Source organism: Amycolatopsis tucumanensis (assembly GCF_021654135.1).
Taxonomy (GTDB): domain Bacteria; phylum Actinomycetota; class Actinomycetes; order Mycobacteriales; family Pseudonocardiaceae; genus Amycolatopsis_E; species Amycolatopsis_E tucumanensis.
Map to the genome: position 1 here is coordinate 13,231 of NZ_JAKGSD010000041.1, position 22,134 is coordinate 35,364.

The 22,134-nt window shown below is 71.6% G+C and carries 23 protein-coding genes; 4 read left to right on the plus strand and 19 right to left on the minus strand.

Going from position 1 to position 22,134, the window contains the following annotated elements; translation table 11 throughout:
• Positions 1 to 472: 472 nt before the first annotated feature.
• On the minus strand, positions 473 to 1,978 hold the full coding sequence (gene glpK, locus L2C96_RS31165; protein WP_237338749.1) for a glycerol kinase GlpK: 1,506 nt from the start codon (positions 1,976 to 1,978) through the stop codon (positions 473 to 475).
• A gap of 33 nt (positions 1,979 to 2,011) precedes the next feature.
• Entirely contained in the window at positions 2,012 to 3,016 is a 1,005-nt protein-coding gene (locus L2C96_RS31170) for an MIP/aquaporin family protein (RefSeq protein WP_235716323.1), read from the minus strand.
• Between the two features lie 151 nt (positions 3,017 to 3,167).
• On the opposite strand from L2C96_RS31170, the gene L2C96_RS31175 reads away from it, so the two are divergent.
• Complete coding sequence (locus L2C96_RS31175) at positions 3,168 to 4,880, plus strand: glycerol-3-phosphate dehydrogenase/oxidase (protein WP_237338750.1); 1,713 nt, start codon at positions 3,168 to 3,170, stop codon at positions 4,878 to 4,880.
• Positions 4,881 to 5,453: 573 nt separating this feature from the next.
• On the opposite strand, the gene L2C96_RS31180 is transcribed toward L2C96_RS31175, so the two are convergent.
• The 5 genes from L2C96_RS31180 to L2C96_RS31200 all read right to left on the minus strand — a co-directional run bounded on the left by L2C96_RS31180 (position 5,454) and on the right by L2C96_RS31200 (position 9,159).
• A complete protein-coding gene (locus L2C96_RS31180; RefSeq protein ID WP_193354416.1) occupies positions 5,454 to 6,092 on the minus strand; it encodes an AMP-binding protein in 639 nt (212 codons plus the stop codon).
• 108 nt (positions 6,093 to 6,200) lie between these two features.
• Positions 6,201 to 6,536: a hypothetical protein gene (locus tag L2C96_RS31185; protein ID WP_020423463.1), complete on the minus strand. Its 336-nt coding sequence runs from the start codon at positions 6,534 to 6,536 to the stop codon at positions 6,201 to 6,203.
• On the minus strand, positions 6,536 to 6,895 hold the full coding sequence (locus L2C96_RS31190; RefSeq protein ID WP_020423462.1) for a DUF1707 SHOCT-like domain-containing protein: 360 nt from the start codon (positions 6,893 to 6,895) through the stop codon (positions 6,536 to 6,538). Before L2C96_RS31190 ends, L2C96_RS31185 begins: the two co-directional genes overlap by 1 nt.
• On the minus strand, positions 6,892 to 7,350 hold the full coding sequence (locus L2C96_RS31195) for a DUF1707 SHOCT-like domain-containing protein (protein WP_020423461.1): 459 nt from the start codon (positions 7,348 to 7,350) through the stop codon (positions 6,892 to 6,894). Before L2C96_RS31195 ends, L2C96_RS31190 begins: the two co-directional genes overlap by 4 nt.
• Before the next feature lie 9 nt (positions 7,351 to 7,359).
• Positions 7,360 to 9,159 carry an acetyl/propionyl/methylcrotonyl-CoA carboxylase subunit alpha gene (locus L2C96_RS31200; RefSeq protein ID WP_237338751.1) on the minus strand — a complete coding sequence of 600 codons (1,800 nt, stop codon included), beginning with the start codon at positions 9,157 to 9,159 and terminating at the stop codon, positions 7,360 to 7,362.
• A 179-nt stretch (positions 9,160 to 9,338) separates the two neighbouring features.
• Between L2C96_RS31200 and L2C96_RS31205 the strand changes: the two genes are divergently transcribed.
• Positions 9,339 to 9,962, plus strand: coding sequence for a hypothetical protein (locus tag L2C96_RS31205; protein WP_237338752.1), 624 nt, complete (start codon positions 9,339 to 9,341; stop codon positions 9,960 to 9,962).
• Here L2C96_RS31205 and L2C96_RS31210 read toward each other — a convergent pair.
• The 5 genes from L2C96_RS31210 to L2C96_RS31230 form a co-directional block, all read right to left on the minus strand.
• A complete protein-coding gene (locus L2C96_RS31210) occupies positions 9,959 to 11,278 on the minus strand; it encodes a dicarboxylate/amino acid:cation symporter (RefSeq protein WP_020423458.1) in 1,320 nt (439 codons plus the stop codon). The genes L2C96_RS31205 and L2C96_RS31210 overlap by 4 nt on opposite strands.
• Positions 11,279 to 11,378: 100 nt before the next feature.
• Entirely contained in the window at positions 11,379 to 12,005 is a 627-nt protein-coding gene (locus tag L2C96_RS31215; RefSeq protein ID WP_237338753.1) for a Maf family protein, read from the minus strand.
• 16 nt (positions 12,006 to 12,021) lie between these two features.
• A complete protein-coding gene (locus L2C96_RS31220) occupies positions 12,022 to 13,461 on the minus strand; it encodes an MFS transporter (protein ID WP_237338754.1) in 1,440 nt (479 codons plus the stop codon).
• Positions 13,445 to 14,059, minus strand: coding sequence for a PadR family transcriptional regulator (locus tag L2C96_RS31225; RefSeq protein WP_237338755.1), 615 nt, complete (start codon positions 14,057 to 14,059; stop codon positions 13,445 to 13,447). The genes L2C96_RS31220 and L2C96_RS31225 overlap by 17 nt, the downstream gene beginning before the upstream one ends.
• Positions 14,060 to 14,545: 486 nt before the next feature.
• Positions 14,546 to 15,193: a GntR family transcriptional regulator gene (locus L2C96_RS31230; protein WP_237338756.1), complete on the minus strand. Its 648-nt coding sequence runs from the start codon at positions 15,191 to 15,193 to the stop codon at positions 14,546 to 14,548.
• Positions 15,194 to 15,252: 59 nt separating this feature from the next.
• On the opposite strand from L2C96_RS31230, the gene L2C96_RS31235 reads away from it, so the two are divergent.
• Complete coding sequence (locus tag L2C96_RS31235) at positions 15,253 to 16,497, plus strand: MFS transporter (RefSeq protein WP_237338757.1); 1,245 nt, start codon at positions 15,253 to 15,255, stop codon at positions 16,495 to 16,497.
• Between the two features lie 49 nt (positions 16,498 to 16,546).
• On the opposite strand, the gene L2C96_RS31240 is transcribed toward L2C96_RS31235, so the two are convergent.
• The 6 genes from L2C96_RS31240 to L2C96_RS31265 form a co-directional block, all read right to left on the minus strand.
• Positions 16,547 to 16,786 (minus strand): acyl-CoA carboxylase epsilon subunit, encoded by a 240-nt coding sequence (locus tag L2C96_RS31240; protein ID WP_237338758.1) that lies wholly within the window; start codon positions 16,784 to 16,786, stop codon positions 16,547 to 16,549.
• A 9-nt stretch (positions 16,787 to 16,795) separates the two neighbouring features.
• Positions 16,796 to 18,436 (minus strand): acyl-CoA carboxylase subunit beta, encoded by a 1,641-nt coding sequence (locus L2C96_RS31245; protein ID WP_017986835.1) that lies wholly within the window; start codon positions 18,434 to 18,436, stop codon positions 16,796 to 16,798.
• 47 nt (positions 18,437 to 18,483) lie between these two features.
• Entirely contained in the window at positions 18,484 to 19,476 is a 993-nt protein-coding gene (locus tag L2C96_RS31250; RefSeq protein WP_237338759.1) for a hypothetical protein, read from the minus strand.
• 63 nt (positions 19,477 to 19,539) lie between these two features.
• Complete coding sequence (locus tag L2C96_RS31255; RefSeq protein WP_237338760.1) at positions 19,540 to 19,689, minus strand: SRPBCC family protein; 150 nt, start codon at positions 19,687 to 19,689, stop codon at positions 19,540 to 19,542.
• Positions 19,686 to 20,627: an SRPBCC family protein gene (locus L2C96_RS31260; RefSeq protein ID WP_237338761.1), complete on the minus strand. Its 942-nt coding sequence runs from the start codon at positions 20,625 to 20,627 to the stop codon at positions 19,686 to 19,688. The genes L2C96_RS31255 and L2C96_RS31260 overlap by 4 nt, the downstream gene beginning before the upstream one ends.
• Entirely contained in the window at positions 20,624 to 20,938 is a 315-nt protein-coding gene (locus tag L2C96_RS31265) for an ArsR/SmtB family transcription factor (protein WP_020423046.1), read from the minus strand. Before L2C96_RS31265 ends, L2C96_RS31260 begins: the two co-directional genes overlap by 4 nt.
• 110 nt (positions 20,939 to 21,048) lie before the next feature.
• Here L2C96_RS31265 and L2C96_RS31270 point away from each other — a divergent pair, with 110 nt between their 5' ends.
• Positions 21,049 to 21,489, plus strand: coding sequence for a PPOX class F420-dependent oxidoreductase (locus tag L2C96_RS31270; protein ID WP_237338762.1), 441 nt, complete (start codon positions 21,049 to 21,051; stop codon positions 21,487 to 21,489).
• On the opposite strand, the gene L2C96_RS31275 is transcribed toward L2C96_RS31270, so the two are convergent.
• On the minus strand, positions 21,486 to 22,094 hold the full coding sequence (locus tag L2C96_RS31275; protein ID WP_237338763.1) for a TetR/AcrR family transcriptional regulator: 609 nt from the start codon (positions 22,092 to 22,094) through the stop codon (positions 21,486 to 21,488). The two genes, L2C96_RS31270 and L2C96_RS31275, sit on opposite strands and share 4 nt — an antisense overlap.
• Positions 22,095 to 22,134 lie beyond the last annotated feature (40 nt).

The window sequence follows — 22,134 nt, forward strand, 5'->3', positions numbered from 1 at the left end:
CTCGGGCTGAGGCACGGTTGCTTCGCGTCGGATCGCAGCGCCGTGTTGGTCGCGGGAGGTTGTTGCGGGCCGAGTCGCAGTGCTGAGCTTGGGCTGCGTGAGGTTGCGTCGTGCCGGATCGCAGCGCCATGCTGGGCGCGCGAGGTTGTTGCGCGCTGAGCGCGTGCCCTGCGTCAGCTTCCCGCCGCGCCCGGTCGCGGCCCGCGGCGGCCCAGCGCCGCCCCGCCCTGCCATCGCTCACCGCAGGGCGCGATCCGAGCGCACCGGAGCGAGCCGAGCGCACCGGACTGCGGTGCGAGCCGAGCGCACTGGAACGAGCCGGCCGCACCCCTCGCGAGCCGAGCGCACCGGTCGCGAGCCGACCGCACCCGTCGCGAGCCGAGCGCACCCGTCGCGAGCCGATCGCACCGGAGTGCGGCGCGCGCCTCCCGCCGAAAACCCTGCCGTGGCAAGGAAACGCGCGCCGCCGCCGTCACTCCACCCAGTCGAAGGTCTTCGTCACCGCCTTCTTCCAGTTGTGGTACTGCGCCTCGCGGTGCTGGGCGTCCATCGACGGGTTCCACTCCTTGTCCTGGGCCCAGTTGTTGCGGATGTCGTCCTCGCTCGCCCAGAAACCGACCGCCAAGCCGGCGGCGTACGCGGCGCCGAGGGCCGTCGTCTCCGCCACCACCGGGCGGATCACCGGGACGTCCAGGATGTCGGCCTGGAACTGCATCAACAGCTCGTTCACGACCATCCCGCCGTCGACCTTCAGCGACTTCAGCGGCACGCCCGAGTCCGCGTTCATCGCCTCGATCACCTCGCGCGTCTGGAACGCCGTCGCCTCCAGGACCGCCCGCGCGATGTGCCCCTTGTTCACATACCGCGTCAACCCGGCGATCACGCCACGCGCGTCCGACCGCCAGTACGGCGCGAACAGGCCCGAGAACGCCGGCACGAAGTACGCCCCGCCGTTGTCCTCCACCGTGCGCGCCAGCTCCTCGATCTCGGCCGCATTGCGGATGATCCCGAGGTTGTCCCGCAGCCACTGCACCAGCGAACCGGTCACCGCGATGGAACCCTCCAGCGCGTACACCGTGTCGTTCGACCCGATCTTGTAACAGACCGTCGTGAGGAGGCCGTTCTCCGACATCACCTTCTCCGTGCCGGTGTTCAGCAGCACGAAGTTGCCGGTGCCGTAGGTGTTCTTGGCCTCGCCGGGGGACAGGCACGCCTGCCCGAACGTCGCGGCCTGCTGGTCACCGAGGATGCCGGCGATCGGCACACCCGACAGCACGCCACGCGGGCGCACCTTGCCGTACTCCTCGGACGACGACCGGATCTCCGGCAGCATCGACATGGGAATCCCCATGTCCGCCGCGATTTCCTCGTCCCAGCTCAGCGTGTCCAGGTCCATCAGCAGGGTGCGCGAGGCGTTCGTCGGGTCCGTCACGTGCACCCCGCCGTCCGGGCCGCCCGTCATGTTCCACACGGTCCAGGTGTCCATGTTGCCGAACACCAGATCGCCGGCCTCGGCGCGTTCCCGCGCGCCCTCCACGTTGTCCAGGATCCACTTGACCTTCGGCCCGGAGAAGTAGGTCGCCAGCGGCAAACCCGTCTTCGGCCGGTACCGCTCCTGGCCACCGCCGAGCTCGCCGAGCTGGTCGACGATCCGGTCGGTGCGGGTGTCCTGCCAGACGATCGCGTTGTAGACCGGCTTGCCCGTCTTCCGGTCCCACACCAGCGCCGTCTCGCGCTGGTTCGTGATGCCCACCGCGGCGATGTCCCCGGCCTGCAGGTCGGCCTTGGCGAGCGCGCCCGCGGTGACCGCACGCGTGTTCTCCCAGATCTCCTCCGCGTTGTGCTCGACCCACCCGGCCTGCGGGAAGATCTGCTCGTGCTCCCTCTGTTCGACGGCGACCACCCGGCCGGAGTGATCGAAGATCATCGCCCGCGTCGATGTGGTGCCCTGGTCGATGGCGGCGACATATGAGGCCATGGGACTCCTCCCGTTGATTTGCCTGCCTGTGGGCTACTCGGATCGCTGCACCTGCCGCCCGGACCGGGTCTGGTCCGTCTCGGGCAGAACGTCCCCCTCGGACCGGGCGCCGTCACCCGCGTCGCCGTCGGCGGAGCCGGGAACCCGGCCGGGCGGCGGCGTCGGTTCAGCACCCGGCGCCGGACGGACAGCCAGCACGCTGCCGATGAAGAAGTCGTAGACCAGAACACCGACCACACCGCCGACGAGCGGTCCCACTATCGGAATCCACCAGTACGAGCTGAACCACTCCCCGTTGCCCGGGAAGGCCGCATCACCCCACCCGGCGAAGAACGCCAGCAGCCGTGGCCCGAGGTCGCGGGCCGGGTTGATCGCGTACCCGGCGTTCGTCCCGTAGGTGAGGCCGATCGCGACCACGACCAGGCCGACCACGAACGGGGCGAGGTTGGCCGACGGGGGTTGGTTGCGGGCGTCGATGATCGCCGCGATGATGGCGACGAGGATCGCCGTTCCGACGATCTGGTCGACCAGCGGCCCCCACACACCGTTGCCGAAGTACTCCGCGGGGAACGTCGCGAAGATCGAGAACGTGCCCACCGAACCGTCCCGGCCCGTCGGGGGGTTCTGCGACGCGAGGAACGCGTCGATCGCGTTGTGGTACACCGCCAGGACCACGGCCGCGCCGGCGAACGCGCCGACCACCTGGGCCGCCCAGTAGGGCAGGACCTTCGCCCAGGGGAACTTGCGGCGGATGGCCCAGGCCAGGGTCACCGCCGGATTGATGTGGGCCCCGCTGACCCCGCCCGCCACGTAGACGGCGAAGACCACCGCGAGGCCCCAGCCCCACGCGATGATCAACCAGTTGGCGGGCCCGAAGTCGACGGTTTGGCGGCCCGAGCCCGGCAGGCCGACCACGGCCACGGCCACGGATCCGCAACCGAGGATGATGAGGATCGCGGTGCCGAGGAACTCGGCCAGTAGTTCACCCGCCGTGGTCTGCCGCATCCTCGTCCAGGGACGGGCTGTCCGGTCGGTCATGACACACCTCCCAATGCGCGAGACGACGTTGTCCCGAACGTCACATGGTGCTCGCCCGCCGACCGGACGACAAGCGCTTGCGCGGTGAGGACGTGCGGAAACGTGTCATGCTGGGTGGGTGCAGCGGACGTTCACGAGGGAAGGAACCGGAGTGACTGAGGCGAAGCTGGGGCCGGAGGCGAGGGAGGAGACCTGGCGGCGGCTCGGTGCGGAGACGTTCGACCTCGTGGTGATCGGCGGCGGGGTGGTCGGCGCGGGCACCGCGCTCGACGCGGCCACGCGCGGCCTGCGGGTCGCCCTGGTCGAGGCCCGTGACCTGGCGTCCGGCACGTCGAGCCGGTCGAGCAAGCTCTTCCACGGTGGCCTGCGGTACCTCGAACAGCTCGAGTTCGGTCTCGTCCGCGAGGCGCTGCGCGAGCGCGAGCTGATGCTCACCCGCATCGCGCCGCACCTGGTGAAGCCGGTCAGCTTCCTGTACCCGCTGCAGCACCGCGTCTGGGAACGTCCCTACACCGCGGCCGGCCTGTTCCTGTACGACACGATGGGCGGCGCGCGGTCGGTGCCGGGGCAGAAGCACCTCACCCGTGCGGGCGCACTTCGGCTGGTCCCCGCACTCAAACGCGATGCCCTGATCGGGGGAATCCGGTACTACGACTCGCAGGCCGACGACGCCCGCCACACCATGACCGTCGCCCGCACCGCCGCGCACTACGGCGCGGTGGTCCGGACCAGCACCCAGGTCGTCGGGTTCCTGCGGGAGGCCGACCGGGTGTCCGGTGTGCGCGTGCGGGACGTGGAGGACGGGCGCGAGACGGAGGTCCACGCGAACGCGGTCATCAACTGCACCGGGGTCTGGACCGACGAGCTGCAGCGCCTGTCCGGCAGCCGCGGCCGGTTCCGGGTGCGTGCGAGCAAGGGCGTGCACATCGTGGTGCCGCGGGACCGGATCGTGTCGGAGTCCGGGCTGATCCTGCGCACCGAGAAGTCCGTGTTGTTCGTGATCCCTTGGCGGAACCACTGGATCGTCGGCACGACGGACACCGACTGGAACCTCGACCTGGCGCACCCCGCGGCCACGAAGAACGACATCGACTACATCCTCGAGCACGTCAACTCGGTGCTCGCGACGCCGCTGACGCACGACGACATCGAGGGTGTCTACGCCGGACTGCGGCCGCTGCTGGCCGGGGAGAGCGAGGAGACGTCGAAGCTGTCCCGCGAGCACGCGGTGGCGCGCGTGGCGCCCGGGCTGGTCGCGATCGCGGGCGGCAAGTACACGACGTACCGGGTGATGGCCGCCGACGCGGTCGACGCCGCCGCGCCCGACCTGCCCGGCCGGTTGCAGCCGTCCATCACCGACAAGGTGCCGCTGCTCGGCGCCGACGGCTACCACGCGCTGGTCAACCAGGCCGACCACCTCGCCGCGCAGCACGGCCTGCACCCGTACCGGGTCCGGCACCTGCTCGACCGGTACGGCTCGCTGGTGCACGAGGTGCTGGCGCTCGGCGACGGCAAGCCGGAGCTGCTGCGGCCGATCGAGCACGCCCCGGACTACCTCGGGGTCGAGGCGGTGTACGCGGCCAGTCACGAGGGCGCGCTGCACCTGGAGGACATCCTCGCCCGGCGCACCCGCATCTCGATCGAGTACCCGCACCGCGGTGTGGATTGCGCCGAGGCGGTGGCGCGGATGGTCGCGGACGTGCTGGGCTGGTCCGAGGAGGCGGTCCGGCGCGAGGTCGAGGTGTACACCGCGAGGGTCGCCGCGGAGCGGGACTCGCAGACGCAGCCGAGCGACGAGGCAGCCGACGAGCGGCGGTCCAGCGCGCCGGAGGCCAGGGCCCGGTTGACCGCCCCGGTGGGGTGAGGTTTCCGGGCTGAGGGGCCACCCGGCGGGACGGCTGCCGCCGAGCTCGGCGTGCCGGGCTGACGGTGTGGCGGGGCTGACGGGCGCGGCCCGAGGGTGGTTCGCGGCCGTGCTGCGACCGGCCGAGCTCGGTGCGGCTGGGCCGGCGGCGCAGCCGCGCTGACGAGCGCGGCCCGAGGGTTGGTGGGTGGGCTGTGGTTCGCGACCGGCCGAGCTCGGTGCGGCTGGGCCGGCGGCGCCGCCGCGCTGACGAGCGCGGCCCAGGATTGGTGGGCGAGCGCTGTGGTTTGCGGCCGTGCCGCGACGGGAGCCGGGGCCTGCTGGTGGGAGTTCGTGGGCGCGCCGCTGGCGCGGCGTGTGCGTGCGGTCAGCTCGGGTGGGCGCGCTGGCGGCTGCGGCGCGCGGTCTCGCTGCGATCGGGGCTTGCCGGCCCCTTAACGGCAGGCCGCGAGTGCGCCGGGAGCGGTGGTAGCTCGCGTGGCGCGGCCTCGAGCGGGGCCGCGACCTGCCGCGAGCGGGGCTGACCCGCCGCGTGCAGCAGGCGCGGCGCACTGCGGCCGTGAGCGAGGTCTGTCAGGCTTCGCCGGCGAGGTTGGCCGCCGCGAAGCTTCCGGTGCCTGTGGTGCGCTCGTGCAGGACCACCGTGTCGCCGGCGAGCAGGGCCTTGCACGTCAGCCGGTTGCCGATCGGGTGCGACAGGGGCGCTATCAACAGCACCCGCTGCGGGCCCTCGGCGTTCGGTTGCGTCGTGCGGGCCATCTCCTCGTACACGTCCCGGTAGCAGACCAGGTTCGTGCCGTCGCCGGAGAACATCGTCTCGATCGAGCGCGGCAACGCGGTCTCCTCGTCCCGCCGCGGGGCGCGCGCGACCCGCGAAGTCACCAGCGGGCCTTCCGGATCCGTGGTCAGCACGTGGTCGACCTCGAGCAGCTCCAGCAAATCGGAACGGCCCTCGTCGATGTGCACCACCCGAGCACCGAGCAACTGGGAGGCGAACTGCAGGAGAATTGTTTCCGGCGCGTTTCCTCCGGTAATTGCGACCAGTTGCCCGGGGACGATCCCCTCGGATTTCAAAGTCGCATGCAGCCGCCGTAATGTGTCGAAGGTCTCCCGATACGTCATCGACCGGCCACGATGGGCGAAAGCGATCTGGTCGCCGCCATCTAACAGCACGTCGAGGATGCGGGTCAGAAAGACGCTGGACTCGCCCACGTTCCCCCCGTTCAGCGCTGAATCGGAATCTGAATCCAGATCACCACAACCCGCGACGGCGCGCGAGGAATTGTGTCAGCGAGCACAAGAGGACTGGGCCACATCCGGCTACGGACGCCGGACCGCCAGCCCGAGCGCGCCCGCCGCGAACCGGGCGACCGCGGCGACGGCGTCCCGCTCGGCCACCTCGTCGTCCGGAGAGGTCCAGACCTCGATGGTCCCGTCGGTGCCGAGCACGACCTCGCCCAGCATCGCACCGGTCCGCGGCTCCGCGATCACCCACGCGTAGCTCTCGTCCCGCGCCCACTCACGCGCCCGCCGCGCCACGTACTGGCTCGGCGCGGTCACCCCGGCCGCCGTCAGCGCCGGGCGGTCGTCCAGCTGGTCGTCGGATCGCAGCTGCCGCAGGTAGTACCGGCCGGCGTTGATCTCCACCGGATCCATCAGCGCCGCCAGCCCAGCACGACCGCCATCACCACCGGCACCAGCAGCACCACCCACATGCCGCGGGTCAGCACGAACACCGCCACCGCGGCGATCACCAGCAGCGGGAGCAGCCCGAGTCCGACCTTCCGCGCGGGCGGCCGGGCGGGCGCGGGCCGGTCGAGCACCCGCGGCCGAGGCGCGGGCAGGTCGGCGAACAACGGCGCGAGGTCCGACCGGGTCCGGGCCGCCGCGACCTGCGCCGAGCGCCGCCCGAACTCGTCGATGTCCAGCCTGCCGGTGCGGACGTGCTCGGACAAGGCGTCCATGGCCTCCGTGCGCTCGGCGTCGGACAGCCGCAGGTCCGGTTCGTCGCTCACCGGCGCCGGTCCCGCCTGCCGTGGGCGCCGTGCCGGTGCTTCTCCCAGTCCGAACCCCAGAAATTACTCGCGGCCGCGGTGAACACGAACGGCATGGCGACCCACCACCAGGTTGAGGTGGCGAAGGCCAGCACGATCGCCGCCACCCACAGGAACGGCACCGCGGCGGCCGCCACGCGCTGCGGCAACGGGCGGTCCGACCACTGCCGCGGCGGCCGGTCCGGCTTCTTCTCGACCGCCTTCGCCGGCTGCTCGAACACCGGGTGCGGCTCGGGGAGGTCGGCGAACAGCTCGGCGAGGTCCCGCCGCGTGCGGGCGGCGGTGACCTTCGCCGAACGGTCGCCGTACTCGTCGAGGTCCAGGCGCCCGGCGCTCAGGTGCTCGCCGAGAGCCTTCAGCGCGGACTCCCGGTCGTTGTCGCCGATGCGCAGATCGGGCGAGGGAACCTCGGTCACACCGTCAGGTTAGTCCTTGATTTCGAGCAGGGAAGCGCCTTGCGTGACAGCGGCGCCGACCTCGACGGAAAGTCCGGTCACGGTGCCCGACTTGTGCGCGGTGACCGGGTTCTCCATCTTCATCGCCTCGAGCACCACGAGCAGCTCGCCGGCCTCGACCTGCTGGCCGTCCTCGACCGCGACCTTGACGATGGTGCCCTGCATCGGCGCGGCCACGGTGTCGCCGCTCGCCGCGGCCTTCGTGCCACCGCCCCGCTTGCGCGGCTTGGCCTTCGCGCCACCGCCGCCCTTGCCGCCGCCGCTCGCCAGCGCGAGGTCGCCGGGCAGCGACACCTCCAGCCGACGACCGCCGACCTCGACGACCACCGTCTGACGTGGCTCGGCGTCCTCGTCGGCCTCCGCGGCCGCGGTGAACGGCTCGATCTGGTTGTCGAACTCCGTCTCGATCCAGCGGGTGTGCACGGAGAAGCCGTCCTCATCGCCGACGAACGCCGGGTCGCGCACGATGACGCGGTGGAACGGCAGGACCGTCGCCATGCCCTCGACGACCATCTCGTCCAGCGCGCGGCGGCTGCGCTCCAGCGCGTTCTGCCGGTCGGTGCCGGTGACGATGACCTTGGCCAGCATCGAGTCGAACTGGCCGCCGATGACGCTGCCGGTGACCACGCCGGAGTCGACGCGGACGCCGGGGCCCTCCGGGAAGACCAGCTTGGTGACGGTGCCCGGCGCGGGCAGGAAGTTGCGCCCGGCGTCCTCACCGTTGATGCGGAACTCGATGGAGTGGCCGCGCGGCTCGGGGTCCTCGGTGAACCGCAGCTTCTCGCCCTGGGCGATGCGGAACATCTCGCGCACCAGGTCGACGCCCGCGGTCTCCTCGGACACCGGGTGCTCGACCTGCAGGCGGGTGTTGACCTCCAGGAACGAGATCGTCCCGTCCAGGCCCACCAGGTACTCGACCGTGCCGGCGCCGGAGTAGCCGGCCTCCTTGCAGATCGCCTTGGCCGACTCGTGGATGGTGCGGCGCTGCTCGTCGGTCAGGAACGGCGCGGGCGCCTCCTCGACCAGCTTCTGGTGGCGGCGCTGCAGCGAGCAGTCACGGGTGCCGACGACCACGACGTTGCCGTGCAGGTCGGCCAGGACCTGCGCCTCGACGTGGCGAGGCTTGTCCAGGTAGCGCTCGACGAAGCACTCGCCCCGGCCGAACGCGGCGACCGCCTCGCGGGTGGCCGACTCGAACAGCTCGGGGATCTCCTCCTTGGTGCGGGCGACCTTCAGGCCGCGGCCGCCACCACCGAAGGCCGCCTTGATCGCGACGGGCAGGCCGTGCTCGTCGGCGAAGGCGATGATCTCGTCCGCGTTCGACACAGGGTCCTTGGTGCCCGGGACCAGCGGGGCACCGGCCTTGAGCGCGATGTGCCGCGCGGTGACCTTGTCGCCGAGGTCGCGGATCGCCTGCGGGCTCGGCCCGATCCAGGTCAGGCCCGCGTCGATGACCGCCTGCGCGAAGTCGGCGTTCTCGGAGAGGAAGCCGTAGCCGGGGTGGACGGAGTCGGCGCCGGAGCGCTTGGCCACGTCGATGAGCTTGTCGATGACGAGGTAGCTCTCCGCGGCCGTGGTGCCGCCGAGGGCGAACGCCTCGTCGGCGAGCTGGACGTGCGGCGCGTCCCGGTCGGGCTCGGCGTACACCGCGACACTCGCGAGCCCGGCGTCCTTGGCCGCTCTGATGACGCGGACCGCGATTTCACCCCGGTTGGCGACGAGGATCTTCGTCACCGGTCCGCCCTGGGTCGCGCTGGCCTGCTCGGGCACGCCCTTACCTCCATCTGGTCCTTCACGCAATCCCCCCGGAGCGTCGCGCGGCGCTTCCGCGGGCCTTTCCCGGAGTTTACGGCGGAGTAGTCGTGCTGCGGTGAGACCCGGCTCACGCTTACCCTGAAGGGGAAAGGGGTGGGCACGTGGGCAGGGGACGCGCGCCTCGTTCGGTTGTCGTGACCGCGGTCGTGGCGGCCGTCGTGGCGTTGTCTGCGCTGGTCACCGTGCGGTTGCTGCGCGAGGACGGGACGAGCGCGCAGGTGCCGGCCGACGGCGGCGGGACCAACGCGGTGACGGCGGGCGCGGACTGCGGCGAGGGGCCCTGCCAGGTGGTGGCGCGGGCGACCGTGGACGGCAAACCGGTCGAGCTGCTCGCCGATTCCCAAGGCGGCAACGGGCGATTTCAGGCGGGCGCGAACACGATCGAGGTGACGGTGACGGCGCTGGGCGGGCGCCTGGACGCGAACTCGTTGTCCTGCGTGAGCGGCACGGTGTCGGCCTGCCTGGTGCACGCCCGGCAGGAGGGGGCTGCGATCGCCCAGCTGCTCGTCGACCGCGCCGGGACCTGGCGCTCGGTCGACAAGCCCTACTACTCCAGCGGCGGGGTCGTGCGGCTGGACGACGTCGCCGGCGACACCGCGCCGGAGGTGGTGGTCGTGCAGACGTCGCCGGTGCTGGCGCGGGTGTTCGCGCTCGACGGCAGTGCGCTGGGCTGCACCCGGCGCTACACCTCGGTCAGCCAGTTGCGTGGCTGGCCCGAGGTGCAGCTCAACCCGGGCGACCTGCGCGCCTGCAGCTAGGCCCGCGCGGGCTGCGGCGCGTCGAGCAGCGGCGCCGCGGTGGGGGAGTTCAGGACCTCGTCGTCGAGGAGGCCCTCCGTGCGCGCGATCCACGTCGGGATCGCGATCTGGCCCGCCACGTTCGTCGCGGTGCGCATCATGTCCAGGATCGGGTCGATGCCGTAGATCACGGCGATCCCGGTGGCGATCACCTCGGGCGGCAGGTTCAGCGTGCTCAGCGTCAGCGTGAGCATCGTGAACCAGCCGGTCACCCCGGCCGTGGCGATCGCGCCGAACACCGCGACCACGACGATCAGCAGGTAGTCGCCGAAGGACAGCGAGATGCCGAACAGGTTCGCGATGAAGATCGTGGCCACCGCGGGGTAAACCGCGGCGCAACCGTCCATTTTGGTCGTCGTGCCGAGCGGGACCGCGAAGCTCGCGTAGCCCGGGTCGACGCCGAGGTTCACCGCCGTCTGGCGGCTCAGCGGCAGCGTCGCGCCGGACGAGCGGGACACGAACGCGAACTGCAGCGCCGTCCACGCCTTGCGGAAGAACACCGCCGGGCTCACCTTGCCGACGAAGCGCAGCAGCAGCGGGTACACGCCGAACAGCACCAGCAGCGTGCCCGCGTAGACGGCGACGATCAGCGACAGCAGCGGCCGCACGAACTGGTCGCCGTAGGTGGCGAACGCGTTGCCGATCAGGCCGAGCACACCCAGCGGCGCGAGCCGGATGATCCAGCCCAGCACCTTCTGCACGATGTCGAACACCGCGCGGTTGAAGTTCACGAACGGCTCGGCGCGGTCGCCCAGCGCGTACGCGGCGAGGCCGACGGCCAGCGACACGAGCACGACCTGCAGGATCTCGCCGTCGGCGAAGGCCTCGAACAGGTTGCTCGGCACCAGGTTGTTGATCAGGTCCAGCCACGATCCCTGGTCGCGCGAGGCGAGCTTCTCCACGGTCGAGGGCTGGGGCTGCAGCGAGACGCCGCTGCCCGGGTTCACGATCTTGCCGATGACGATGCCGATGAGCACCGCGATCAGCGAGGTCGTCGCGAACCACAGCACGGTCTTGCCCCCGAGCCGGGCCGCGGTGCGCGCGCCGCCGAGGCCGCGCAGGCTCACGATGCCGAGCACGATGGCGGTGAAGACCAGCGGCAGGACGGTGACCTGCAGCAGGTTCGTGAAGATCGACCCGATCGTGTCGAGGGTCGTGACGAGCCAGTCCTGGCCGGTCTGCTTCGCGAGGATGCCCAGCAGGGCGCCCACGACGAGGGCGACGACCACGATCAGGCCGAAGACCTTGGGTTTGGTGTAGGTCCGTAACAGGGACACGGGTTCGCTCCGGGGCGTGAAAGTCACTGGTTGTGCCGCGTGTGGTCAACACGCGGCGTCACCGGACTCTTCCCCATGACCCCTTCGTGTGGGGCAGTTCTCAGGATGTGGGAGACCAGAGGTCGGTCACGCTGATCCCGATCTCCGCGAGCAGCCGCCGGGTCAGCGGCAGGCTGATCCCGATCACGCTGGACGGGTCGCCGTCGATGCCCTCGACGAACCACCCGCCGAGCCCGTCGAGCGTGAACGCGCCCGCGACCCGCAGTGGTTCGCCGGTGCCGACGTAGGCGTCGATCTCGGCCTCGGTCGGCGACGAGAACCGCACTCGCGTGGTCTGGGTACCGACGGCCTGGCCGGCCTTCTCGCCGCCCTTGACCAGCAGCACCGCGTGGCCGGTGAGCAGGTCGCCGCTGCCGCCTGCCATCTGCGCCCACCGCTTGCGCGCGGTCTCCGCGTCGCCCGGCTTGCCGAGCATCTCGCCGTTGAACGAGAGCATCGAGTCGCAGCCGACGACCACCGCGTCCGCGTGCGTGCGGGCGACCTCGGCCAGCACGGCCTCGGCCTTGGCGAGCGCGAGGGCGGTGACGAGCTCCTCGCGGGACGGGTCGGTCAGGGCCGCGGCCACGGCGTCCTCGTCGACGCCGGAGACCACGACACTCGGTTCGATGCCCGCGGCGCGCAGAACCGCCAGGCGCGCGGGGGACTGTGAGGCGAGAACGAAGTGCACGTCGGGAGGGTATCCGTCAGGCACGCGCGGCGGCTGGGGCGGGCGCGGGCCGCGGCGCCGGGCGGCGCATGGCGGCCGCCGCGATGATTCCCAGCAGCAGCACGGCCACCGGGAGCAGCATCGTCTCGCGCGCCGCGTCCGTCAGCGCCTGTGCCTGGTTCCCGCCGCTGCTCGCCATGCCCGCGCTGATCCGGGCCTGCAGCAGCACCCCGCACGCCGCGCTGCCGAGCACGCCGCCGACCTGGCGGGCCGTGTTGAAGATGCCCGACGCGGTGCCGGCCAGCCGCGGCTCGACCGAGCTCATCGTCACGTTGCTCATCGGCGCGAACACCGAACCGGTGCCCACTCCGCACAGCAGCAGGCCGGGGAAGGTGACCCACCAGGTGCTCGTCTCCCGCGCCATCAACGCGATGAGCCCGAGCCCGGCGGCGAGCGCGACGATCCCGAAGATCACCAGGTACTTCGGGTTCGTCCGGTCCGACAAGCGGCCGATGAACGGCGCGATGATCCCGGACAGCAGCGACATCGGCGCGGTGACCAGCCCGGCCTCGGTGGGGGACAGCAGCAGCACGTCCTGCACGTAGATCACCAGCGGCAGGAACATCGCGGTCATGGTGAAGCCGATCGTGACCGAGGTCAGTGTGCCCGCGGAGAAGTTGCGGTTGGCGAACACCCGCAGCGGCAGCAGCGGCTCGCGGCGGTTGTAGCGCTGCCACACCACGAACCCGGCGAGCAGCAGCACTCCGGCGGCGATCACCTCGACCACGTTGACCGGGCCGGCGACCGTGCCCCAGTTGTAGTGCTGCCCGTTCTGCAGCCCGAAGACCAGCAGCGACAGCCCGGCGACCGACAGCAGGATGCCGGGCAGGTCGAACGAGTGGGAGTTGCGTGGCTGCCAGTCCGGCACCATCAGCGCCGCGAGCACCAGGCCGGCCACGCCCACCGGCACGTTGACGAAGAAGATCCACTCCCAGCCCAGCTGGTCGACCAGCACACCGCCGAGCAGCGGCCCGGCGATGGTGGCCAGGCCGGCGACCCCGCCCCACATGCCCATCGCCGGGCCGCGCTTGGCAGGCGGGAACAGGTGCGTGATGAACGCCAGCGTCTGCGGCGTCATCAGCGCCGCGCCCAGCCCCTGCACCGCGCGTGCCGCGATCAGCGTCTCGGCGGTGCCGGACAGGCCGCACCACAGCGACGCGAGCGTGAACACCGCGAGCCCGGCCAGGTACACGCGCTTCGGGCCGAAGCGGTCGCCGAGCCTGCTGGTGAACAGCATCGGCACCGCGTAGGTGAGCAGGTAGACGCTCATCACCCAGACGATGGCGTTGAGGTCGGTGTTCAGGCCCTTCACCATCGACGGGACCGCGATGGACACGATCGTGGTGTCCAGCAGGATCATGAAGAACCCGACGCACAGCGCGATCAGCGCCGCCCACGGGTTAGCTCGCTCTGTCATCGGATCTGTCCTCAGTGGATTCGGTGGGGACGAGGGAGAGTGCGGGGTCCTGGGTGTCGTAGTCGATCCACTGCAGGCGCCCGGACTTGATGTCGTGGACCAGTTCCCGGGTCCACTCGAGTTCGAACCGCACCTGCGCGGCGGTGTAGCGCCAGTCCACCCAGTAGATGGGCGGCACCTCGGCGGTCAGCTTGCGGGTGACGACCTCTTGCGCGGCGGCTTTCGCTTCGAGCTGCAGGAGGCGCTTTTCCAGCTGCTCCAGCGAGTCCTCGCGCCCGAGGTCGTCCATCACCCCGAGACCGCTGACGTACTCGGGGTACTCGGTCGCGATCGTGCTGAGCATCGTCCTGGCGCGGTCGATGAACGCGTCGCGGCCCTGTTCGGTGAGGGCGTAGACGGTCCGTTCCGGCCGTCGGCCCTCGCGCTGGGTCTCGAAGACCTCGATGTGCCCGACGGCCAGCAGGCGGTCGACCGTGTGGTAGAGCGAGCCGGTCTTGACCGCGACGCGGTGCTCCAGGTGCCGGTCGCGCATCAGCTGGGTCATTTCGTACGGGTGCATCGGCCGCTCGTTCAGCAGTTCCAGGACGGCCAGTGCCATGGGTGTGAGTTTGGGTGCGGCCATGATCGCTCCAGTCCGTTTATTCCGCGTGGACTATACGGCGCTGACTATTGGGCCGGCAAGGAGGGGGCGAGTGGCGGGGTGGCGTGGCGGGTCGGTCGGCGGGTGGCGCGGCGGGTCGACTGGCGCGGTGGCGTGGCGCGGCGGGTCGCCTGGTGCGGCGGGTCGCTTGGCGGGGTGGCGTGGCGGGTCGGCTGGCGGGATGGTGCGCCGGGTCGGTCGGCGGGTGGCGCGGCGGGTCGGCTGGCGCGGTGGCGCGGCGGGTCGCCTGGCGGGGTGGCGTGGCGGGTCGCCTGGCGGGGTGATGCGGCGGGTCGGTCGGCGGGTGGCGCGGCGAGTCGGCTGGCGGGGTGCGGCGGGTCGTCGGCGGGGTGGCGCGGCGGGTCGCCTGGTGCGGCGGGTCGCTTGGCGGGATGGTGCGCCGGGTCGGCTGGCGGGGTCGGTCGGCGGGCCGGCGCAGCGGCGTCAGTGCGCGGCTTCGTCCCGGACGGCGGCGATGTGGTTGCCGATCAGGGTCTGCAGGCCCTCGGCGTCACCGTCGGCGAGCAGGTCGCAGATGCGCTCGTGCTCGGTGAGGATGATCGGCGGGCGCACCGTGTTGTCGCGCAGCGCGGTGTTGACCATGCGCAGCTGGCGGTCGCGCAGGCCGGAGTAGAACTCGGCGAACAGGGCGTTGCCCGCGGCCTCGACGAGCGTGGCGTGGAACTCGCGGTCGAGCTGGGTGAAGCGGGCGGTGTGCTCGGGCATCGACACGGCGCGCTGCTCGTCGAGCACGGCACGCATCTTCGCGGCGACCTCGCGGTGCGTCCCAGCGGCGATGATCTTCGTGGCCGCGTGACGCTCCAGGAAGATCCTGGCCTCGGCGATGTCGTGCACCTCGTTCGGCGACACCGGGACGACCAGCGCGCCGCGCTTCGGGTACAGCCGCAGCAAGCCCTCGGCGGACAGCCGCAGGAACGCCTCGCGGACCGGGGTGCGGGACAGCTCCAGCGCTTCGGCGACCTCGCCCTCGCTGATCAGCCTCCCGCCTTCGAGACGGCCGTCCAGGATGCGGTCCTTGGTCCACTGGTAGGCCCGGTCGCCGGCCGCCTGTGAGCGGTCCCTCGTTGACATGGGCGCATCGTAGCCAGGAGGCTGATAGATACAAGATAGATGCAACAGGAGGTGATCCGGTGGCCGCGGGCAGGGCTTGGCTGATGTGGGGGCTGGGGGCGCTGTGCTACCTGACCGCGTTGTTCCACCGGATGAGCCTGTCGGTCGCCGGGCTCACCGCGCAGGAGCGGTTCTCGATCGACGCGACCGGGCTGGCCGCGTTCTCCGTGGTGCAGCTCGTGCTCTACGCGTTGCTGCAGGTGCCCGTCGGCGCGGCCGCCGACCGGTTCGGGCCGCGGCGCCTGCTCGCGCTCGGGATGGCGCTGATGGCGGCGGGGTCGATCGTGTTCGCGCTGGCCACGGCCTACCCGGCGGCGATGGCGGGCCGGGCGCTGATCGGCGCCGGTGACGCGTTCCTGTTCGTCAACGTGCTGCGGCTCGCGCACAACTGGTTCCCCGGCCGCCGGTACGCGCTGGTCGCGGCGCTCACCGGGATGATCGGCGGGCTCGGCCAGCTGATCGCGACCGCGCCGCTGGCCGCACTGCTCACCGGGTTCGGGTGGACGCCCGCGTTCCTGGTGGCCGGCGTGATCACGGCGGTGCTGCTGGTCGCCGTCGGCGTCGCGTTGCGGGACGGCCCGTCGGCGACCGTGCGCGAGGAGCCGCGGGAACCGTTGCGGGTCAGCCTTCGCCACGCGTGGCGCAACCGCGGCACGCGGCACGCGATGTGGACGCACTTCACGTTGATGGGCGCGTTCGTCACGTTCACCGCGGTGCTCGGCCAGCCGTACCTGGTGCACGCGCAGGGCCGGACCCCGGCGGCGGCGAGTGCGCTGCTGACCGTGGTGGTGGGCGGGTTCGTGCTGGCCGGGACGTTCGCCGGGCAGCTGGCTTCCCGGCGGCCCGGCGTGCGCGGGCCGATGGTCGCGACGGCAGCGGTGGTGAGCCTGGTGTGCTGGGCGGTGCTGGTCGTGGTGCCCGGACCGCTGCCGGTGGCCGTGCTCGGGCCGGTGCTGTTCCTGATCGGCGCGGCGGGCGCGGTGAGCATGCTCGCCTTCGACCTGGCGCGCTCGGCCAACCACGGGCACCAGGCCGGGGTCGCGAGCGGCGTGGCCAACATGGGCGGGTTCACCTTCGCGGTGGTCGCCGAGCTGGGGGCCGGTCTGCTGCTGGACGAACTGCTGCGGCACGGGGTGGCCGGGCCGCTGGCCTACCGGCTGTCGTTCCTGGTGGCTCTCGTGATGGGACTGGCAGGCACCGTGCGGCTGCTGACGCTGCACAAGCACGCCGGAGTGCGCCCCCGCGAGCTGGAATTGGCTGCTTAGCCGAACGTTCTGCGCCGGTGGCCTGGGCCACCGGCGCAGAACTGGAAACTCAACGCGGCCAGGCCGAAGCCCGCCACGCGCCGGAACCCGGCTGCGGCAACGGCTGCCGCACCAGGGCGGCGCGGTCTGCCCAGAACGAGGTCCGCTCCGGCTTCTCCGGCTCGTCGCCGGGCGCGGAAGCGGCCGCGGCCACCACGGCGGTCAGCGCCGCCAGCTCGGCCTCGCTCGGGTCGCCGCGCACGATGCGCAGCAACGGCCGGGCGGGCGGGGTCTCTTCGGACTCGCTCATCGCTCCCCCTTACAGCGGGATGTTGCCGTGCTTCTTGGGCGGCAGCGTCTCGCGCTTGTCACGCAGCATGGACAGCGCCCGCGCCACGTGCCCGCGCGTGTGCGACGGCACGATCACCGAGTCGACGTAACCGCGCTCGGCCGCTTCGTACGGGTTGAGCAGCGTGTCCTCGTACTCCTGGATCAGCTCGGCCCGCAGCGCCTCGACGTCCTTGCCCTCCTCGGCGGCCTTGGCGAGCGTCTTGCGGTGCACGATGTTGGCCGCGCCCTGGGCGCCCATCACCGCGACCTGCGCGGTCGGCCACGCCAGGTTGATGTCCGCGCCGAGGTGCTTGGAGCCCATGACGTCGTAGGCGCCGCCGTAGGCCTTGCGCGTGATGACCGTGACCAGCGGGACCGTCGCCTCGGCGTAGGCGTAGATCAGCTTCGCGCCGCGGCGGATGATGCCGTTCCACTCCTGGTCGGTGCCCGGCAGGAAGCCTGGCACGTCGACGAAGGTCAGCACCGGCACGTTGAACGCGTCGCAGGTCCGCACGAACCGCGCCGCCTTCTCCGAGGCGTCGATGTCGAGGCAGCCGGCGAACTGCGTCGGCTGGTTGGCGACCACGCCGACCGCGTGCCCGTCGACCCGGCCGAACCCGACGATCACGTTCGGCGCGAACAGCTCCTGGACCTCCAGGAACTCGCCGTCGTCGAGCACGCGGGTGATGACCTCGTGCATGTCGTAGGGCTGGTTCGGCGAGTCCGGGATCAGGGTGTCCAGCTCGAGGTCGGACTCGGTGACGCCGTCGGCGATGGACCCGTCGGTCGGCTCCGGCGAGTCGAACACCGGCGGCTCGGACAGGTTGTTCGACGGCAGGAAGGACAGCAGCTCCTTGACGTAGGCGATCGCGTCCTCCTCGTCGGTGCCGAGGTAGTGCGCGTTGCCCGACTTGGTGTTGTGCGTCCGGGCGCCGCCCAGCTCCTCGAACGTCACCTCTTCGCCGGTCACGGTCTTCACGACGTCCGGACCGGTGATGAACATGTGCGAGGTCTGGTCGACCATCACGATGAAGTCGGTGAGCGCGGGGGAGTAGACGTGCCCGCCCGCGTTGGCGCCCATGATGAGCGAGATCTGCGGGACGACACCGGAGGCCTTCACGTTGCGGGTGAAGATCTCGCCGTACAGGCCGAGCGAGACCACGCCCTCCTGGATGCGCGCGCCGCCGCCCTCGTTGATGCCGATGATCGGTCGGCCGGTCTTGATGGCCAGGTCCATCACCTTGACGATCTTCTCGCCGTAGACCTCGCCGAGCGAACCGCCGAACACGGTCACGTCCTGGCTGAACACGCACACCGGGCGGCCGTCGATGGTGCCGTACCCGGTCACCACCCCGTCGCCGTACGGGCGGTTCTTCTCCTGCCCGAAGTTCGTCGACCGGTGCCGCGCCAGTTCGTCGAGCTCGACGAACGAGCCGGGATCGAGCAGCAGGTCGATCCGCTCGCGGGCGGTCTTCTTGCCCTTCGCGTGCTGACGCTCCACGGCACGGGCGGACCCGGCGTGCACCGCCTCGTCGTTCCGGCGGTACAGGTCGGCCAGCTTCCCGGCCGTGGTGTGGATGTCCGGCTCCTCCGCCGGAGGCGTCCCGATCGGCTCCGTCGCGCTGCTCATGACGGGAGCCTATCTACTGCGCAAGGGGCGCGTGTGTGGCGTGAACCTCACCTGGCGAACCGCGACCAGGCGTCGAGCAGCCGCCGGGCCGATCCGCCCACCGGCCCGACCGCGTCGGCCAGGGTCTTCGCGTCCGGCAGCCGCGCCGAGTCGACCGCCGCCACCGCCTGCGCGGCGTCCGAAACGGTCGACGAGCACACCGAGAGCAGGTAGTCCGGCACGGTCAGGGCCGGGTCGGTCACCCCGACCACCGGCGTGCCGACGGCGGTTACCAGCGGGAACACCGTGCCCGGGATGCCGATGGCGGCTTCGGCGCGTGCCGAGGCCTGCACGGACGGGACGTCGCTGATCTCGTAGCGGTCCCACAAGGCGCGGTTCTCGCGCGGGTGCAGGCCGACGAGGATCCGCTTGCCTGCCGCCGCGAGTTTCTCCGCCGACGCGAGCAGCAGTTCGGTGCCGGGCGCCGCGGAACCGGTGCCGTCCGGGTGGGTGACGCTGGTGAGCACGAGGACGAGGCCCGGCTCCGGCTTGCGCTCGGGCAGACCGTCGGTCTGCGGTGAGCCGACGACCTTGATGCGGCGGCGCGTGCCGAGGTAGGCGCCGAACGCGCGGGCCTCGGCGGGGGAGGACGACGTGATCAGCCGCGGGTGCAGCTCCTTCGCCCGCGCGGCCCGGACCGGCTGCTGGTAGGCGAGCGAACTGGCGACGAGCGGCAGCTTCCGGAAGCGGGCCGCGCAGTCGGCGGGCCAGTCCCCGGCGCCGGTGACGACGAGCAGGTCCGCCCGCGGCGCGGTGTCCGGGGTCGCGACCGGAACCGGGTCGCCCGGGGTGACGCCGGTCAGGTCCGGGACCAGCTGGGTCAGCCGCCAGCCGCGCCGCGCGGCCTCGGCCAGCAGGGGTTTGACGTGGTAGGTGCCCCAGGGTTCGTTGGTCGCGATCAGCACGCGCGGGGCTCGGGAGGCGCTGGCGGTCCCGCCACCGAGGGCGGCGAGCGCGACGGCACCGCCGAGCACCGCACGCCGGGACACCGGTTTCGTCATGATCGACAAGCTAGGCGGCGCGGACGGCCTGCGGGTGAACAGCGAGCGAACGGTGTCAGCGCATCAGCTGCTCCCACACGTCAACCAGGCGGCCAGCTCGCCGGGCTCGGTCAGCGCCCGCCAGACCTTCTCCGGCAGGTGCTTCAGGTGGCGCTCGAAGACGAGCGTGGCGCGGCCTTCCGGCTGACGGCGCAGTTCGCCGAGGTCGGTCACCGCACCTTCTCCTCGTAGCGCCTGGTCAGCAGGGCCGTGCGCTCCTCGGGCCACGGGCAGCGGATCTCGCCGAAGGTGGCGGCGAAGAACAGCTCCAGGTGGGTGTGCCAGGCGGCCAGCAGCTCGGCCCGCAGGTGCTTCAGCGCGAACGGGACCGTCTGCGTGAGCTCGATCCGGGTGCCGAGTTCGGCGTCGGCGACGATTTCGAACCGGACGCGGCCCGCGGGTGCGCCGTCGTGCAGCCACTCGTACTCCAGGACGTGCGGCGCGGACGCGGTGACGATCTTCCCCGCGGGCACGTAGCCGTTGGTGGCGCGCAGTGGCGGCGGGCCGCCGGGGTCGACCGGGGAGTCCTCGGTGAGCAGCCGCCAGATCTCCGCAGGCGGTTTCCAGACCAGGTCGCGGGCGAACCGCAGCTCGTACCCGGCGGCCGTCTCGTGCGCCGAGCCCTCGCCGAGGCCGAACTGGTCGATGTAGTGCTCCATCGCGGTCAGCCAGTCCGGCGGCGGGGGCGCGTCGGCGCCGTCCAGCCGTGCGGTCAGTGCACCGAGGCAGGTGTCCCAGCCGATCGCGTTCCGTCCGGCGGACAGCCGCCCGATGTCGCCGCCGCCGATCGTCTGGGTGAAGACCAGCAGGCAGCCGTCACCGTCCGGCAGCAGCTCGAACCGCAGGACGTCGAGGTTCCAGGTGAAGGCGAACACCTTCGGCGGGTCGAATTCGAGGACCTCGCCGGTGCCGCCGTCGTCGACGGGCGCCTCGTCGGGGAAGACGAACCGGATCGGCGCGCCGATCCGCGCCTCGGTCTCGACGCGCGCCGGGAACCAGTGCGCCAGTTCGGCCGGGTCGGTGACGGCTCGCCAGACCTTCTCGGGCCGGTGCCGCAGGCGACGTTCGAAGCGCAGCACGGGTTTCCCTGCGATGGTGCGGAATTCGGTCACCTCGGGTCCTCCATCGAGTCCAGGTGGCGTTCGAGGGCGTCCAGGCTGGCGTCCCACATGCGCCGGTAGGGGGCCAGCCAGGCGTCGATCTCGGCGAGCGGCTCCGGGCGCAGCCGGTACCAGCGGCGTTGCGCGTCCTGCCGGACCTCGACCAGCCCCGCCTCGCGCAGCACCTTGAGGTGCTTGGACACCGCGGGCTGGGTGAGGCGCAGGCGCTCCACGAGGTCCCCGACCGGGCGCTCCGACGTGCGGAGCAGGTCGAGGATCTCGCGCCGCCGCGGCTCGGCGAGGACCTCGAACGTTGATGCCATACGAGGAATATAACCGCTGAGGAATATAAGTCAAGCTGTCACATCGGTGTTCCCCGGGCACTTCGGAGTGCCTTCTTCCGCGACCGCGCCGGCCGGGACAAGATCGGCTCATGAGCGAAGAACTCCTCGACCTCGTCGCCGGCCGCCAGTTCGGCACCCTGGCCACGATCCGCCGCGACGGCAGGCCGCAACTGTCCACAGTGGTCTACGGCTGGTACCCGGAGGAGAAGCTCATCCGGATCAGCTCGACCGCGGACCGCGCGAAGGTGCGGAACCTGCTCCGGGACCCGCGCGCGGTGCTGCACGTCGCGGCGCCGGACGGAATGGCGTACGCGGTCGTGGAGGGCGACGTCGACGTGTCGCCGGTCAGCACCGAGCCGGGAGACGCGACCGGACGCGAGATGACCGAGCTCGCCTCGCGGTTCGAGGACCCGTACGCCGACCTCGACCGCTTCTACCAGCGAATGGTCGACGAGCAGCGCGTGGTGATCCGCCTCCCGGTGTCCCGTGTGTACGGTCTCCCGCCGGGCGCGCTTCCCGTTCCGGACTAGAGCCCGAGGCCGCGCAGCAGGATGTCGAACCCCTGGCGGAACTCCTCCTCCGGCGGGATCGACCGGGCCTGCGCGGCGGTTTCGGACAGGATCGGGAACTCCTCCGGCGGCAGGTCGGCCAGCGCGGCCGTGCCCGCGCCCGACAGCGCCCCGAAGTGTTCCACCTGCAGCGCGCCGAACACGTAACCCACGATCGTCCGGAACGCGATCGCCCGCCGCTTGCCGGTGAGACCCGCGTCGGTCAGGACGGTCAGCATCGTCTCGCCCCAGCGGATCGAACTCGGCACGCGGTGGCGGTGCATCAGCAGCAACGGCACCACCGCCGGGTGCCGTGAAACCGCGATCCGGACCCGGTCGGCCAGCACGCTCAACCGCTCGCCGGCCGAACCGCGCGGCACCGTCACCTCGATCGCCTGCAGCACCAGGTCGACCACCAGGCCTTCGAGCTCGTCGCGGTCGGACACGTAGCGGTAGAGCGACATCGTGCCCATGCCGAGTTCCTTGGCGACCGTGCGCATCGACAACGCGTCGAGCCCGTCGCGGTCGAGGACGGCCAGTGCCGCGGTGGCGATCTGCGTGGTGGTCAGCGAGCGGGGTCGTGGCATGGCGTTTGACAGCGTACATCATACGCGCATACGTTCGTAG